At 73.0% G+C, this 15,209-nt stretch carries 6 protein-coding genes; 2 read left to right on the top strand and 4 right to left on the bottom strand.

The window, feature by feature from the left end:
- The first annotated feature begins 74 nt into the window (after positions 1-74).
- Together ACIO5D_RS12210 and ACIO5D_RS12205 are read left to right on the top strand one after the other, a co-directional pair.
- Positions 75-716, top strand: a complete 642-nt coding sequence (locus tag ACIO5D_RS12210) for a methyltransferase (RefSeq protein ID WP_363604146.1) — start codon at positions 75-77, stop codon at positions 714-716.
- A complete protein-coding gene (locus tag ACIO5D_RS12205) occupies positions 713-1,297 on the top strand; it encodes a TrmH family RNA methyltransferase (protein WP_363604145.1) in 585 nt (194 codons plus the stop codon). The genes ACIO5D_RS12210 and ACIO5D_RS12205 overlap by 4 nt, the downstream gene beginning before the upstream one ends.
- 68 nt (positions 1,298-1,365) lie before the next feature.
- Here the strand turns inward: ACIO5D_RS12205 and ACIO5D_RS12200 are convergent, their stop codons facing one another.
- The 4 genes from ACIO5D_RS12200 to ACIO5D_RS12185 all read right to left on the bottom strand — a co-directional run bounded on the left by ACIO5D_RS12200 (position 1,366) and on the right by ACIO5D_RS12185 (position 15,202).
- Positions 1,366-2,424, bottom strand: coding sequence for an NADP-dependent oxidoreductase (locus tag ACIO5D_RS12200; protein WP_363604143.1), 1,059 nt, complete (start codon positions 2,422-2,424; stop codon positions 1,366-1,368).
- Complete coding sequence (locus ACIO5D_RS12195; RefSeq protein WP_400653511.1) at positions 2,421-4,178, bottom strand: phytoene desaturase family protein; 1,758 nt, start codon at positions 4,176-4,178, stop codon at positions 2,421-2,423. The genes ACIO5D_RS12200 and ACIO5D_RS12195 overlap by 4 nt, the downstream gene beginning before the upstream one ends.
- Before the next feature lie 76 nt (positions 4,179-4,254).
- On the bottom strand, positions 4,255-5,445 hold the full coding sequence (locus ACIO5D_RS12190; RefSeq protein WP_363604141.1) for a cytochrome P450: 1,191 nt from the start codon (positions 5,443-5,445) through the stop codon (positions 4,255-4,257).
- A 127-nt stretch (positions 5,446-5,572) separates the two neighbouring features.
- Positions 5,573-15,202: an amino acid adenylation domain-containing protein gene (locus tag ACIO5D_RS12185; RefSeq protein ID WP_400794936.1), complete on the bottom strand. Its 9,630-nt coding sequence runs from the start codon at positions 15,200-15,202 to the stop codon at positions 5,573-5,575.
- Between the last annotated feature and the right edge of the window lie 7 nt (positions 15,203-15,209).

The raw sequence follows: 15,209 nt of genomic DNA, 5'->3' as shown, positions 1-15,209 counted from the left end.
ATCAGTGCCGTACCAGCAGGGCTTACCCACACCCACCCGGTGGCCCCGAGGCCCTTACGAACGACGGGGAAATCATGTCCGGCTCGCACTACTTCACCGGTGCACCCGAGGTCGCCAGCGAGCGCCGGCCGATCACGGTCACCCTGCCGGACCTCACCCTGGAACTGACCACCGACACCGGGGTGTTCTCCCGCTCCCGGCTGGACCCGGGCACCCGGATCCTGCTGGAGCACGCCCCGCAGCCCCGGGTGCGCGGCCCGATCCTGGACGTCGGCTGCGGCTACGGCCCGATCGCGCTGACCTGGGCGAGCCGGCGCAAGCGGCTGCCGGTCTGGGCGGTGGACGTCAACACCCGTGCGCTGGAGCTGGTCAGGCTCAACGCGGACGCCCTGAAGCTGGGCAATGTGCAGGCCGCGCTGCCGGAGGACGTCCCCGAGGACCTGCGGTTCGCGGCGATCTACTCCAACCCGCCGATCCGGATCGGCAAGGCGGCGCTGCGCCGGCTGCTGCACCAGTGGCTCGGCCGGCTGACCCCGGACGGCTCGGCGTTCCTGGTCGTCCAGCGCAACCTGGGCTCGGACTCGCTGATGCAGTGGCTGAACGACCAGGGATACCCGACCACCCGCGTCACGTCGGTCAACGGGTTCCGGATTCTTGAAGCGCGGCCCCGCCCGGAGGGCGCGGGCCCCGAGAGTGGACGAGGTACGACGTCGTGAAGCAGCTCCGCGGGACCGACCTGAAGCGACTGCACCGCCAGTGGCGGCGCAGCAGCGGGTTCAGGCTGGCGATGATCCTGGAGAACCTGCAGTCGCCGTTCAACGTCGGCTCGATCGTCCGGACCGCCGCCGCGATGGGCGCCGAGAAGCTGTATCTGACGGGCGACACCCCGTCGGTGCGCTCCTCGGGCGCGCAGAAGGCCGCGATGGGCACCGACAAGTACCTCAAGGTCGAGCACTTCCCCACCGTCGCCGAGGCGGTGGCCGCGGCCAGGGCGGACGGCTTCAAGGTCGTCGGCCTGGAGCTGGCGGACGAGGCGGTGCCGCTGTTCGCCGCCGAGCTGACCCCGGCGGTCGCCTTCGTGCTGGGCCACGAGGACCGCGGCATCACCCCGGACGCGCTGGCGCTCTGCGACTCGGTGGTGTTCGTCCCGCAGCTGGGCCGGGTCGGCTCGCTGAACGTCTCGGCGGCCGCGACGGTCGCCTGCTACGAGGCGCGCCGCCAGGGCTACGCGATCACCGGCACCCCGGACGGCAGCGACCCCGACGGCGGCGACCTGGGCGGCCTCGACGAGGACTGACCCGGGGCCGGGCGCCCCGGGTGAAACCCGGGCGGGAGAGGGCCCCGCGCCCTCCCCCGCCCGGGGGTTCACACCTCGACCAGCACCTTGCCCCGGTTGGCCTCCCGGTTCGTGTAGAGGCTCCGGTAGGCTTTCGGGATCTGGTCGAAGCCCTTGTGGACGGTCTGGTGGTAGCGGATCTCCCCGTTCCGGACCAGCCCGCCGAGGTCCTCGTGCATCTCGGCCAGCTTCGGCTCGGTGAACCACTCCTGGGCGAAGATCCCGCGGATGGTGGTGCGCGGGAACATGATGTACGGCAGCAGCCGGGGCCCGGTCAGCTCACCGTTCACCGTGGTCGCCCACTGCCAGCAGACGGCGACCCGGCTGTCCACGTTGAGCATGGTGAACACCGCGTCGGTGACCGTCCCGCCCAGGTTGTCGAAGTAGCGGTCGACGCCGTCGGGCGCGGCCGACAGCAGCGCCGCGCGGACCTTCTCGGCGTCGTCCGCCTGGTCGTAGAGCACCACGTCGTCGAAGCCGAGCGACTTCAGGTACTCGGCCTTGCCCGGCGAGGCGGTGGTGCCGACCACCCGGCCGGCGCCGGAGCGCCTGGCCAGCTGGCCCACCAGCGTGCCGACCGAACCGGAGGCACCGCTGATCACCACGGTGTCGCCGGGCCGGACGTCCAGGAACGTGGTGAGCGTGCCCCAGGCCGTCATGCCGGGCGCGCCCATGATGCCGAGCGCGGTGGAGAGCGGCAGCCGCTCGTCGTAAAGGGCCGGGTCGAGCCGGCGGTAGGCCGGGAAGACCATCGGGAAGATGCCGGTCTGCCACAGCTCCTCGGCGCCGTTGTGGACGACGTGGCTGCGCCAGCCGCCGAACCCCTGGACGAGCTCCCCGACCTCGAAGGCGGCCTCCGGACCGGCCTCCAGCACCTCCATGATCGAGTCCGCGCCCATGTGGTGGCCGATCGGCGTCTCCAGCGCGAGCCCGTTCTGGTACGGGTCGACGGAGACGTACCGCGTCCGGAACAGCATCTCGTCCGGCCGGAGGTCGATGTCGGCCTCCTCGACCACCTTCCGGTAGATCCGGTCGACGTCGGGCACGCCGTCGAGGTGCTCGCGGACCACCCACTTCTCGATCTTCATGCCAGGGCCCCTGTCGATACGGCGTCGGAGGAATCGGTACTGGACGGGATCTTCTCGACCGGCCCGGCCTGGTGCGGCGGCCGGCCGACGGGGAGGATCAGATGGGTGGGCAGCGGTGCGCTGTCGTCGATCTCGGCGGTGAACTCCCGCCCGTCGTCCCGGCAGACGAACTGCATCACGTGCCGGCCGGCGGCGGCGGCCCGGATCAGACCGCCGATGGTGGCCCAGACCCCGGAGAGGTAGAAGTCCGAGAGCCCCGGCAGCACCGGGCCGTTCTTCTTGATCTCCTCCTCGACGGTCTCGCTGCCCTCGACGAACGGGTTCCAGCCCGGGAAGGTGCCGTCGTAGACGCCGGTGTAGCGGACCTGGGTGAGCGGGGTCGAGACGTCCGCGACCGCGACGGCGGCCTTGAAGCCGGGGAAGCGCTCGTCCAGGAAGGAGACGATGCCGTTGCGGACCTTGCGCTTGGCCGCCATGTACTCCCGGCCGTGCTTGACCGGCAGGGTGTGCAGCTCCTCGCCGCGCCGCACCCGGGAGGACTGCTCCGGCCCGTCGTGCAGCGCCCGCCAGGGAGCGATGTCGGAGAAGTAGGTGGCGAACACCACGGTGCTCTCCCGGGGCGCCAGCTCCGGGTAGTGCCGGGTGCGGAACTGCACGTTCATGCTCGGGCAGCGGATTCCGGTGAGCTCGCCCGTCTGCTGCTCCGTCAGCAGGTAGGTGGTGCACGGGTCCCCCTCCGGGAAGGGCTTGCGCAGCCCCAGGAAGAGCGAGACGTAGCCGGGCGACAGCTGGCCCGGCTCGTCGATCAGCGAGGTGTAGAGCCGCCGGTAGGTGTCGTTCAGATAGCGGCCCTTGAGCAGCTTCATCACCGTGGTGTGGCCGTCGGCCGCGGAGACCACGATGTCGGAGCGGAACACCCGGCCGTCGCTGAGCCGGACGCCCACCGCCCGGTCGTCCTCGACCAGGATCTCCTCGACCTTGGCGTTGTAGGTGATCTCGCCGCCGAGCTTCCGGTAGCGCTGCTCGATCGAGCGCGCCAGGCCGAGCGAGCCGCCCTCGGGCACCCCGGCGGCCTGGTTGGCGTGCGAGGCCAGCTGGAAGTAGAACGGCAGCACCGGGAAGGCCGGGTGCCTCTCGTAGAGGATGAAGTTGAACGCCTCGCGCAGCAGCGGCTCGCGGAAGCGCTGCGAGTAGTCCGTCATCAGGACGGTGATCGACTTGCGGATGGTGTTGAAGTACGGGAGGAACGAGGCCAGCATCCGCCAGCGCTCGATCCGGCCCATCAGCCCGACCGGCTTGAGGAACGGGTAGACCGCCAGCGCCCTGCGGAAGGTCCGGATGCCGTTGCAGAACTCCCGGATCGGGGCGGCGTCGGCCGGCGAGATACCCAGCAGATGGGCCTCCAGCCGGTCCGGGTCGGAGTAGAAGTACACCGCCCGGCCGTCCCGGCCGCGGACGATGTTGAACACGTCGAAGTGCCGCATCTCCTTGCCCTGGAGGGCGCCGAGCTCCAGCCAGATCTGGTACATCTCATTGCCCGGGCCGTTGCCGAGCAGCCAGCTGATGCACCAGTCGAAGGTGAAGTCGCTGCGGTCCCAGCCAGTGCAGGACCCGCCGGGGATCTCGTGCATCTCGAAGATCTGGGTGCGGTACCCGTTCATCCGGGCGTAGCAGCCGGTGGAGAGCCCGCCGAGGCCGCCACCGATGATGATCATCGTCTCTCTGGTCCGTCTGTTCTCTGTGCCCTTGGGCATTCCGAGGCCTCCTCGTCGTCCTTGCCCCTGCTCGGTGGCGGTCACCGGGGGTTGGTGGTCACCAGACTCACCGGGCTCACCAGGCGACCGGGAGCGCCTGCAGCCCGTTCACCATCGCGTCCGCTTTCCAGCGCAGTTCGTCCTCGGGGACGGCCAGCCGCAGGCCGGGCAGCCGCCGCAGCACCGTCTCGATCGCCACCTGGAGCTCCAGCCGGGCCAGATGGGCGCCGATGCAGTAGTGCACGCCGTGGCCGAAGCCGATGTGCGGGTTGCCGGGGCGGTCCAGGACGAGCCGCTCCGGCTCCTCGAAGACCTCCGGGTCGCGGTTGGCGGCGGCGGTGGCGATCATCACCGCGTCGCCGGCCCTGATCGTCACCCCGCCCAGCTCGACGTCGGCGGTGGCGTACCGGGGCAGGCTGAAGCCGGTGAGCAGCGGCACATAGCGCATCAGCTCCTCGACGGCCTTCGGGATCAGCTCCGGCTGCTCCCGGAGGCGCCGCAACTCCTCCGGGTTGACCAGGAGCTGGTAGAAGAAGTTGCCGATCTGGTTGGTGGTGCTGACGAAGCCGGCGATCAGCAGGTCGCAGGCGATCGAGAGCAGCTCCTCCTCGCTGATCAGGCCCTGCTCGCGGCAGGCCCGGACCAGCACGGTGAGCAGGTCCTCGCCGGGCTCCCGGCCGCGCAGGTCCAGCACGCCGGCCATGTACTCGATGAACGCCTGGCCCTCGGCCGCGAGCACCTCGCCGGGCGTGACGGCGGAGAGCACGGTCTCGGCCCAGTCCCAGAGCATCCGGTGGTCCTTGGCCGGGATGCCGAGCACCTCGCAGATGATGGTGGTCGGCATCGGGATCGCGAAGTCCTCCACCAGGTCGGCCGGCTGACCGGCGGCGAGCATGCCGTCGATCAGCTCCCCGGCCAGCTCCCGGGCCCGGGCACGCAGCCGTTCGACCCGGCGGGCGCTGAACTCCCGGGCCACCAGCGAGCGCAGCCGGGTGTGCTCGGGCGGCTCGGTGGAGAACAGGCCGGCGCCGCTGCGGGCGACCGGGCGCATCCGCGGCTGGTCCTGGCCCATCGCCTCGGCGAGGCTGAAACGCGGGTCCGCCAGGACGGTCCGCACGTCCTCGTAGCGGGTGACCAGCCAGGCGCCGTCGCCGTACGGCAGGCTGATCCTGGCGAGCGGCTGGTCGCGCAACTCGGCGTAGCGGGGGTGCAGTTCGAGACCGAGCGGCTCGAACGGGTAGGACAGCGGCTGGTGCTGCCTGGGCATGAGGTGGTCCACCTCTCGTGTGGGACTGCCAGGACTGCCGGAACTTCCGGAACTGCCGGGGATTTCGGGACGGCCGGGGCTTTCAGGGCCGCCGGGGCTTTCGGGACGGCCGGGGGCGCGGGTGGTCTCAGGAGGCATGGACGGCGGCTCCGGTGAGGATGTCGCGGGCCAGACCGGCGTTGCGGCCGATGAACTCGCGGTCCAGCATCTCGGCATGGGCGCCGAAGCCCTTGAACACGGCCGTCCCGGTCGTCGAGCTGCCGTGCCAGGCGCCGCGCTCCCCCGCCGCGTACAGGGCCACCTTCTCGTCGTCGGAGATCACGCTGACCGGCGCGGTGATCACCCCGAGGTTGGGCGTCCGGCTGCAGAACCGCAGGTAGTCCTGGGCCTGTTCGCGGGTTTCCTGGGCGACGATGTCCGAGCCGGTGTGCCGCTGGAGGTGCTCGGCCAGCTCCCGCTCGAAGGCCTGGACGTGCTCGTCACCGAGGGTGAAGGACTCCGGGATCCGGTGCGAGTCCATGATCACCACATTGGGGACGGCCCGGCCGCGCAGCTCCAGCTCCTTGGCCACCTCGAAGGCGAGGTTCCCGCCGAGCGAGTAGCCGAGCAGGGCGCAGGGGCCGTCCGGCTGGACGGCCTCGACCAGGTCGGCGTACCGGGCGACCTTGTCGTCGCCGGCCACGTAGTTGAAGGCGACCATCCGGTACTCCGGCAGGTGCGCCGCGAACTGGCGGTAGACCAGGCCGTGTCCGCCGGCCGGCGGGAAGCAGAAGAGGGTCTGCTGCTGCTCCTGGTTGAACCAGAGGTAGGGCTGGGCGCCCTCGATCCGGCCGGTGATGATGTGCTCCACCGTCCTGGCCATCCCGTGCAGGGTGGTGACCTTGAAGAGCTGGCTGACCGGGATGCTGATGTTGAACTCGCTCTGCAGGCCGTGGATCAGCTCGATCAGCTTGATCGAGCTGCCGCCGGACTCGAAGAAGTCGTGCTGGAGGCCGACCTCCTCGATCCCGAGCAACGCCCGCCAGTGCTCGGCCATCCGGACCTCGTAGAGGGTGACCGGAGGCTCGGCCGCCTCGGCGCCCGCGTCGGCCCGCGGCGCGGGCAGCGCGGCGACGTCCACCTTGCCGTTGGCGGTGAGCGGCAGGGCGGGCAGCTCGGTGAAGTGGGCGGGGATCATGAAGGTCGGCAGGTAGCCGGCCAGGTGGCGGCGGAGCTCGCGGCGGTCCAGCGTCCGCCCGGGGGCGGGCACGCAGTAGGCGCAGAGCACGTTCTCGCCGCCCGGGTCGGGCCGGACGGTGACCACCGCCTCGGCCAGCTCGGGCCACTCGGCGAGCTGGGTCTCGATCTCGCCCAGCTCGATCCGGTGGCCGCGCACCTTGATCTGCGAGTCGGCCCGGCCGAGCAGATGCACTCCGCCCTCGGTGTCCCAGCGGGCGAGGTCCCCGGTGCGGTAGAGCCGGACCGGCTCGGTGCCGTCGGCGCCGCCGAGCGGCAGGGTGACGAAGCGGCGGGCGGTCTGCTCCTCGTCGCCGACGTAGCCGAGCGCCACACCGGAGCCGCCGATCCACAGCTCCCCGGGGACCCCGGGCGGGACCGGGCGGCCCTGCTCGTCCAGGAGGTAGAAGGCGCTGTTGGGGAACGGCCGGCCGATCGGGACCATCCGGCTGGGCTCCAGGGTGTCGGCCGGGCCCTCGAACCAGGCGCTGTCGATGGTGGCCTCGGTCAGGCCGTAGGAGTTGACCAGCCTGGTCCGCGGACCGCAGAGCGCCCGCAGCCGCTCGTACTCCTCCACCTTCCAGACGTCCGAGCCGACCACCAGCAGCCGCATGAAGTCCAGCCGCCGGCCGGCCCGCTCGCAGTGGCTGATCAGGGTGCGCACCACGGCCGGGACGAACTCGCCGGCGTCCACCCGCTCGGCGCGCATCACCTCGTACAGCCGGGCGGTGTTGAACAGCAGCTCCCGGCCGACCAGCACCAGGGTGCCCCCCGAGCAGAGCGCCCGGACGACGTCCCCGGTGAAGACGTCGAAGGAGAGGCTGGCCATCTGGAGGTGGACCCGGGCGTCGGTGTCCAGCCGGTACTCGGCGCGCCAGGCCTGGTAGGCCGAGGCCAGGTTGCGGTGGCCGACCCGGACGGCCTTGGGGCGGCCGGTGGAGCCGGAGGTGTAGATGACGTAGGCCGGGGCGTCGAGGTCCGCCGGCTGGTCGGTGAAGTCCGGGGCCGGCCCGTCCGGTTCGGCCGTCCGCTCCAGTTCGGCCGTCCGCTCCAGTTCGGCCGTCCCGACCACCCGGGCGGGCAGCCCGCCGAACCGCTCGGTGTCGCCGACCACCAGGGCGGCGCCCGCGTGCTCGACCATGTAGGCCAGCCGGTCGGCCGGGTGGCCCGGGTCGAGCGGCAGATAGGCGGCGCCGGTACGGAGCACGGCCAGCAGGGCGACGATCTGCTCCGGCGACTTGTCCAGGCAGAGCGCCACCACCGAGCCCGGGCCCGCACCCAGCGCGCGCAGCCGGGCGGCGGCCCGCCGGGAGCGCTCGGCCAGCTCGCCGTAGGTCAGCCGGGCGGTCGGGCCGGACTCGGCGGGGGCGGCCACCGCGAGGGCGCCGGGGTCGGCCGCGGCCGCCCGCAGGATCAGCTCGTGCACCGGCTCGTCGTGGGCGACCTGCCGGTCGGCGCCGCTCCACTGCCGCAGCACCACCGCGCGCTCCGCGCTGCCGAGCAGCTCCAGCCCGGTGGCCGGCTCCCCGGCGCCCGCCCGGGTCAGCCCGTCCAGCAGGTTGACGTAGTGCCCGGCGAGGCGGGCCATCGTCGCGGGCAGGAAGAGGTCGGTGTTGTACTTGAAGACGCAGTGGAAGCGGCGCTCCGCCTCGTCCTCGTAGGCGGACAGGGTGAGGTCGAACTGCCCCTCCTCCTCGGGTAGTTCGATGTACTCCAGGCGGTAGCCGTACTTCTCGGTGGCGACCTTGTGGGTGAGCAGGATGAACATCGCCTGGAAGACCGCCGAGCGGCTCGGGTCGTGCTGCAGACCGAGCTTCTCCACCAGCAGGACGAACGGGTACTCCTGGTTGTCCAGCCCGCCCAGCACGGTGGTGCGCACCTGGGCCAGCAGCTCGGCGACCGTCGGCGAACCGGCCAGACTCGCGTGCAGCGGCAGCGGGTTGACGAAGTAACCGTAGACGCCGGCGAACTCCTCGTCGGTGCGGCCCGTCACCGGGCTGCCGACGATGATGTCCTCCTGGCCCGAGTAGGCGTGCAGCAGCAGGTAGTAGGCGCTGAGCAGCACCATGAAGACGGTGACGTTGTGCTCCCGGGCCAGCGCGTGCACCCGGGCGCTGAGCTCCTCGTCCAGGACGAAGAACTCGGAGGCGCCGTTGTGGGTCTGGACGGCCGGGCGCGGCCTGTCGGTGGGCAGGCTGAGGATCGGCACCTCCGCGGGCAGGTGCGAGCGCCAGTAGTCGAGCATCCTCGGCGCCTCGCGGCCGGCCAGGAACGCGTTCTGCCGGTTGAGGAAGTCCAGGTAGCGGGCGGCGACCGGGGGCAGTTGGGGCGCCCGGCCCTGTCGCAGCCCCTCGTAGACGGCGAGCAGCTCCTCGATGAAGGTGAAGGTGGAGATCGCGTCCGAGATGATGTGGTGAACGGCCTTCATGATCACCCAGCGCTCCGGCCCGCGTTTGAACAGCCGGAACCGCACCAGCGGATCGCGCTCCAGGTCGTACGGCTTGCGGTACTCCCGCACGATCATCGCGTGGATGTCGTCCCACTCCAGGCCCTGCACGTCGAACACGCCGAAGTCCGGCTCGACGGCGGCGGAGACCCGCTGGACGGCCTGGCCGCCGTCGAGCACGAAGTTGGCCCGCAGGCTGGGGTGGCGCTCGACCAGCGTCCGGAAGGCGGTGGCCATCAGCTCCGGCTCCAGCTCCACCCGGACCTCGACCGCCCCGCCGATGTTGTAGGCGAAGCCGTCCGGGTTGAGCTGCTTGAGGAACCAGAGCGCCTTCTGGTTCTGCGTCAGCGGGTGGTTCGACTCGTCCTCGTACCGGACCACCTCACCGCCGGCACCGCCGGTGCCGTCGTCCTCCAGCAGCTCGGCCAGCCCCTCGTAGAGCTGGGCGACCAGCTCCCGCACCGGCGCGTTGCCGAGCAGCGCCACCACCGGCAGGGCGGTGCCGAGTTCGGTGTTGAGCCGGGCCCTCAGCTCCATCGCGAGCAGCGAGTCCAGGCCGAGGCCGCTCAGGCCGGTGGCGGGCTCGATCTGTTCGGCGGGCACCCGGAGCACGGCGGCGGCGAGCGCGGCGAACCGCTCGGTGAGCAGCGCCCGGCGCTCCTCCTCGCCGGCCGCCCGCAGCTCCTCCAGCAGGCTGCTCCGCGGGGCCGGGGCGGCCTCGCGGGCGGCGGCGGCCAGCTCGGCGACCAGCGGCGGCGGGGCCGGGTACCAGGAGAGGAAGGTCGGCCAGTCGACCACGGTGGCGACCAGCAGCTGGGCGCGGTCCTGGCCGAGCACCCGCTCCAGCACCGCCATCCCGGCCTCGGGGGCGAGCGAGCTCATACCCCGGCTGTTGCGGTAGTGGTCGATCAGGCCAAGTTCCTCGATCATGCCGGTGGCCCACGGCCCCCAGTCCAGACTGAGCGCGGGCAGGCCGAGGGCCCTGCGGTGGTGTGCGAGCGCGTCGAGGAAGGCGTTCCCGGCGGCGTAGTTGGTCTGGCCCGCGGTGGTCAGCAGCGAGGCGATCGAGGCGAACAGCACGAAGTGGTCGAGTGGTTCGTCCGCCAGCTGCCGGTGCAGCGCGAAGGCCCCGAGCACCTTGGGGCCGTGCACGGCGTCGAACACCTCGCGGTCCAGCTCCGGCACCAGGGTGTCGCGGACCTGCCCGGCCAGGTGGAAGACGCCCCGGATCGGCGGCGAGGCCAGCGCCCGGTACCCGGCCAGCCAGGCGGCGAGCGCGCGCTCGTCGGTGACGTCCAGCGCCACCGGGACGGGCTGGGCACCGAGCGCCTCCAGCTCCCGCAGGAAGGCGACACCGCGCCCGGCGGGGCTCTGCGGGTCGAGGTCGCGCCACTGCTCGCGCGGCGGCAGCGGGCTGCGGCCGGCCAGGATCAGCCGGCGGGCGCCGCGCCGGACCAGCGTGCGGCAGAGCAGCCGGCCGAGCGCGCCGAAGGCGCCCGTCACCAGGTAGCTGCCGTCCGGGCGCAGGCTGGGCGGCAGCGGCCCGGTCAGCCCCTCGGCCGGGCGCAGCCGGCTGGTCAGCCGGCGGCCGGCGCGCAGCGCGATCTCGTCCTCGTCGGCGCGGGCGAACTCGCGCAGCAGCGCGGCCGCCTCGTCGGCCGGCGCCCCGACCGGGCCGAGGTCGATCAGCTTGCCCGGGTGGCCGGGCAGCTCCTGGTGGCGCAGCACCCGGCCGATGCCCCAGGCGGGGGCGCCCAGCGGTTCGACCGGCTCGCCGGGGGTGGTGGCCTGGGCGGCCCGGGTGACGATGTGCAGCCTGCTGCCGGGCAGTTCGGCGGGCAGCAGGGCGGCGAGCGTGATCAGGCTGTACGCGCCCGCGGCGGTGTGGCCGGCCACGGTGGCGTGGTCGGCGTCGGCCAGGACCGGCCGGTCGAGGTTCCATAGGTGGACGACGGCGGCCGGATCGGGGGCGCCGCCGGCCCGCCGGTCGGCCAGCAGCCGGCCGAGGTCCGCGGCGGAGCCCGGCTCGACGGTGGACTCGTTCCCGTCGGCCGAGCGGTGGTAGCCGGTGCCCGCGCGGACCAGGTGGCAGCTGCCGCCGCGCGCGGTGATCCGGGCGGCCAGCTCGTCCGCGACACCCCCGGCGTCGGCGAACAGCAGCCAGTGGTCGGGGTGTTCGGCGAGCAGGTCGGCGTTGTCGGGCTCGTCCGCGAGCGGTGTCCAGGCCGGTTCGGCGAGCCAGCCGTCGATGGTGGCGAGGCCGACGGCGGTGGAGGCCTTCTCCACGTCGGCGGCCCGGAAGCCGCCGACCCCGCCGAGCGGGGCGCCGTTCCCGTCGTAGACGGCGATGTCGCCGACGATTTCGTCCCCGCTGTCGCGGGTGACGGTGGCGTGCACCCAGAGCGGCTGTTCGCCGACCGCGTCGAGGCGGACCTCCTCGATCGAGAGCGGCAGCTTGATGCCGGTGCCCGCCGGGCCGGCGGTGAGCAGCTGCGGCGTCAGCAGGGTCTGGAAGAAGGCGTCCATCAGCACCGGGTGCACATGGTGGCCGCCGCCCTGCCCGGCGATCGCGGCCGTCGGGCGGACCAGCGCCAGCGCCTCCCCGGGGCCGATCCAGACCTCGGCGATGCCCCGGAACGCCGGGCCGTAGTGGTAGCCGAGGGCGGCCAGCCCGGTGTAGCAGTCGGGGCCGGCCAGCCGGCGGGCGGCCCGGGCGCGGACCAGGTCGGCGTCCAGCCGGTGGGCCGGGCGGCGGCGCTGGCCGGGGCGGATCGTTCCGGCGGCGTGCACGGTGCGCTCCGGCCCGTCCCCGGTGAGGGTGCTGACGGTGAAGCCGCCGTGCTCGGCGGAGACGGTCAGCTGGACGGCGCGGCTCTCGTCGTCGGGCAGGAAGAGCGCCTTGCGCAGCTCGATGCCGGCCAGGGCGGCGTCGGTGCCGCCGGTCAGCGCGCGAACCGCCTGGACGGCCATCTCCAGATAGCCGGCGGCGGGGAAGAGCACATTGCCCTGGATCCGGTGGTCCTCCAGGTAGGGCAGTGCCTCGGCGTCGAGCCGGGCCTCCCAGGCCGGTTCGGCACTGGCCAGGCGGCGGCCGAGCAGCGGGTGGTCCAGCAGGCCCCGGCGGACCTGCTCGACCGACCGGGGCTCGACCCAGTGGCGGTCCCGCCTGAACGGGTAGCGCGGCAGCGGCACCGGCCGGCCGGCGGGCTGCAGGACGGACCAGTCCACCTCGACGCCGAGATTGTGCAGGGTGGCCAGCGAGGCGGTGAAGCAGGCCCGTTCGTCCTCCTCCCGGCGGATCGAGGACAGGGTGCGGACCGCGGGCCGGTCGGCGTCGCCGGGGCGGGCCTCCACGGTCTCCTGGATCGCGCGGCCGAGCACGGGGTGCGGCCCGATCTCCAGGAAGAGGCTGTACCCGTCGTCGGCGAGCCGCTCCACGGCCTGCTGGAAGCGGACGCTGTCGCGGACGTTGCGCCACCAGTAGGCGGCGTCCAGCTCGGTGCCGTGCGCGGTGCCCTCCCGGCCGGTGAGGTAGAGCGGCACCTGGGCGGGACGGGCCTTGAGGTCGGCGAGCGCGTCGAGCAGTTCGTCCTTGATCGGGTCCATCTTGGCGCTGTGATAGGGCACTTCGACGGTCAGCGGACGGGCGAAGACCTGCTCCGCGGTGAGCGCGGCGGCCAGCTCGGCCAGCGCGGACTCGTCCCCGGCGAGGGTGAGCGAGGTCGGGCTGTTGATCGCGGCCACCGAGACGGCGCCACCGTACGGGCGCAGCCGGCGGACCGCCTCGGCCTCCGAGAGGGCGACGGCGAGCATGCCGCCGGTGCCGGCCAGCCGCTGCTGGAGCCGGCTGCGGTGCACCACGACCTTGACCGCGTCGGCCAGGTCGTAGACACCGGCCTGGTGGAAGGCGGCGACCTCGCCGGTGCTGTGGCCGACGATGGCGTCCGGGCGGACGCCCCGGCTGCGCCAGAGGGCGGCGAGACCGGTCTGCAGGGCGAAGTTGGCGGGCTGGGCGAGCCAGGTCTCGGCCATCCGGGAGCCGGCCTCGTCGGCGGCGAGCTCGTCGAGCAGCGACCAGCCGGCGAGTTCGGCGAGGTGCTCGGCGCAGCGCTCGACGGCCTCGCGGTAGACCGGCTCGGTCTCGAACAGCCGGCGGCCCATCGCCCACCACTGCGGGCCCATGCCGGTGAAGACCCAGGCGAGTCGGCGGTGCCGGGCCTCACGGCACTGGTCGGCCAGCACCCGGGGGTGCGGCTCGCCGCGCCGGTAGGCGGCGAGCGCCTCGTCCAGCGACGTGCGGGAGTCGTACACCACGGAGAGCCGGGCGTCGAGGTACTGGCGGCGGTGGGCCAGGGTGTGGCCGAGGTCGGCCAGGGCGACGGGGGTGCCGCCGTAGCCGCCGGCCAGCTCGGTCTGGATGCCGGCGGCCAGCTCGGGCAGGGCGGCGGCGTCGCGGGCGGTGAGCGGCAGGACGGTGCAGCCGGTGTGCCGGTCGTCGGTGGGCCGCTCGGCTGTGAGCCGGTCGTCGGTGGGCCGCTCGGCCATGGACTGGTCGGCGGTGGGCTGGTCGGCGGTGGGCTGGTCGGCCGGCTCGGGGGCGGCCTCCAGCAGGACGTGGGCGTTGGTGCCGCCGAAGCCGAAGGAGTTGACCCCGGCCCTGGCGGGGCCCTCGTGGGCGGGCCAGGGGGTGGGCTCGACCGGGATCCGGTACGGCAGGGTGGCCGGGTCGATCGCCGGGTTGAGCCGCTCCAGGTTGATGTGCGGCGGGATCACCCGGTGCTTGAGCGCCAGCGCGGACTTGATCAGCCCGGCCAGGCCGGAGGTCGACTCGGTGTGCCCGATGTTGGTCTTGACCGAGCCGACGTAGCAGATGTCGCCCGGGCGGCGGCCGACCGCGAGCGCGCGGGCGAGGGCGTTGGCCTCGATCGGGTCGCCCACGGGGGTGGAGGTGCCGTGCGCCTCGACGTACTGGAGGCTGCCGGGGACGATGCCGGCCTCGGCGCAGACCCGCTCGATCAGGGCGACCTGGGCGTCCGGGTTGGGCACGGTGATGCCGTTGGTGCGGCCGTCCTGGTTGACGCCGCTGCCGATGATGACGGCGTGGACCGGGTCGCCGTCGCGCAGTGCCTCCGAGAGCCGCTTGAGCGCGACCACGGCGACGCCCTCGGCCCGGACGTAGCCGTCCGCCGAGGCGTCGAAGGTGCGGGAGCGGCCGTGCGGGGAGAGGAAGCCGCCCTTGGTCTCGGCGATGGTGTACTGCGGCGCGATGTGCAGCAGGGTGCCACCGGCCAGCGCGAGGTCCGTCTCACCGCGCAGCAGGCTCTGGGCGGCCAGGTGGACGGCGACCAGGGAGGAGCTGCAGGCGGTGTCGAGGGAGACGCTGGGGCCGCGGAAGTCGAAGCAGTGCGAGATCCGGTTCGACACCATTGTCATCATGGTGCCGGTGGCGGTGTGGGCGGCCAGGGTCTCGAAGGAGAGGTCCGAGAACTGGACGATCTTGTAGTCCAGGGTGAACGCGCCGACGTAGACGCCGACATCGCGGCCGGCCAGCTCGCCCGGCTTCTGCCCGCCGTCCTCCAGCGCCTCCCAGGCGACCTCCAGCAGCTTCCGCTGCTGCGGGTCCATGTGGTCGGCCTCCCGGCCGCTGATCCCGAAGAACGCCGGGTCGAACTCGTCGAAGCCGTCGATGTAGCCGCCCCGGCCGCCCACCAGCCGGCCGGGCTTCGCCTTGTCCCGGCTGCCCAGGGTGGCCACGTCGTAGCGGCTGCGCGGGGTCGGCGTGAGGCAGTCCTTGCCGTCGACCAGGTTCCGCCAGAACGACCGGTGGTCATTGGCTCCGCCCGGCAGCCGGCAGCCGATCCCGATGATCGCGATCTTCTCCGGCTCGCCGGTGGAGACCGCGGAGGAGGCGGGGCCGGTGGGAGCGGCGGCGACGGCGGTGGCGATGACGGAGGCGGTGGCGGGAGTGGGAGTGGGACTGAGGGCGGCGGGAGTGGCCAAGGTGGCGGAGGCGGAAGGGCCCGAGGTGTCGGGGCGGCCGGTGGGGTCTGGGGAATCAGCGGGGCCGGGGGATGCCGCAAGGCATGAGTCCGTCATGGTCGAG

Source organism: Kitasatospora sp. NPDC087315 (genome assembly GCF_044744345.1).
In the GTDB taxonomy this organism is placed as follows: Bacteria; Actinomycetota; Actinomycetes; order Streptomycetales; family Streptomycetaceae; genus Kitasatospora.
Note: the sequence above shows the minus strand (reverse complement) of the source record. Positions and strands in the feature narration are given on the sequence as shown.

What these genes read in the sequence shown, in the direction of transcription:
- ACIO5D_RS12210 (WP_363604146.1), top strand. Translation starts at nt 75, where the DNA reads ATGTCCGGCTCGCACTACTTCACCGGTGCACCCGAGGTCGCCAGCGAG.
- ACIO5D_RS12200 (WP_363604143.1), bottom strand. Translation starts at nt 2,424, where the DNA reads ATGAAGATCGAGAAGTGGGTGGTCCGCGAGCACCTCGACGGCGTGCCC.
- ACIO5D_RS12195 (WP_400653511.1), bottom strand. Translation starts at nt 4,178, where the DNA reads ATGCCCAAGGGCACAGAGAACAGACGGACCAGAGAGACGATGATCATC.
- ACIO5D_RS12190 (WP_363604141.1), bottom strand. Translation starts at nt 5,445, where the DNA reads ATGCCCAGGCAGCACCAGCCGCTGTCCTACCCGTTCGAGCCGCTCGGT.
- ACIO5D_RS12185 (WP_400794936.1), bottom strand. Translation starts at nt 15,202, where the DNA reads ATGACGGACTCATGCCTTGCGGCATCCCCCGGCCCCGCTGATTCCCCA.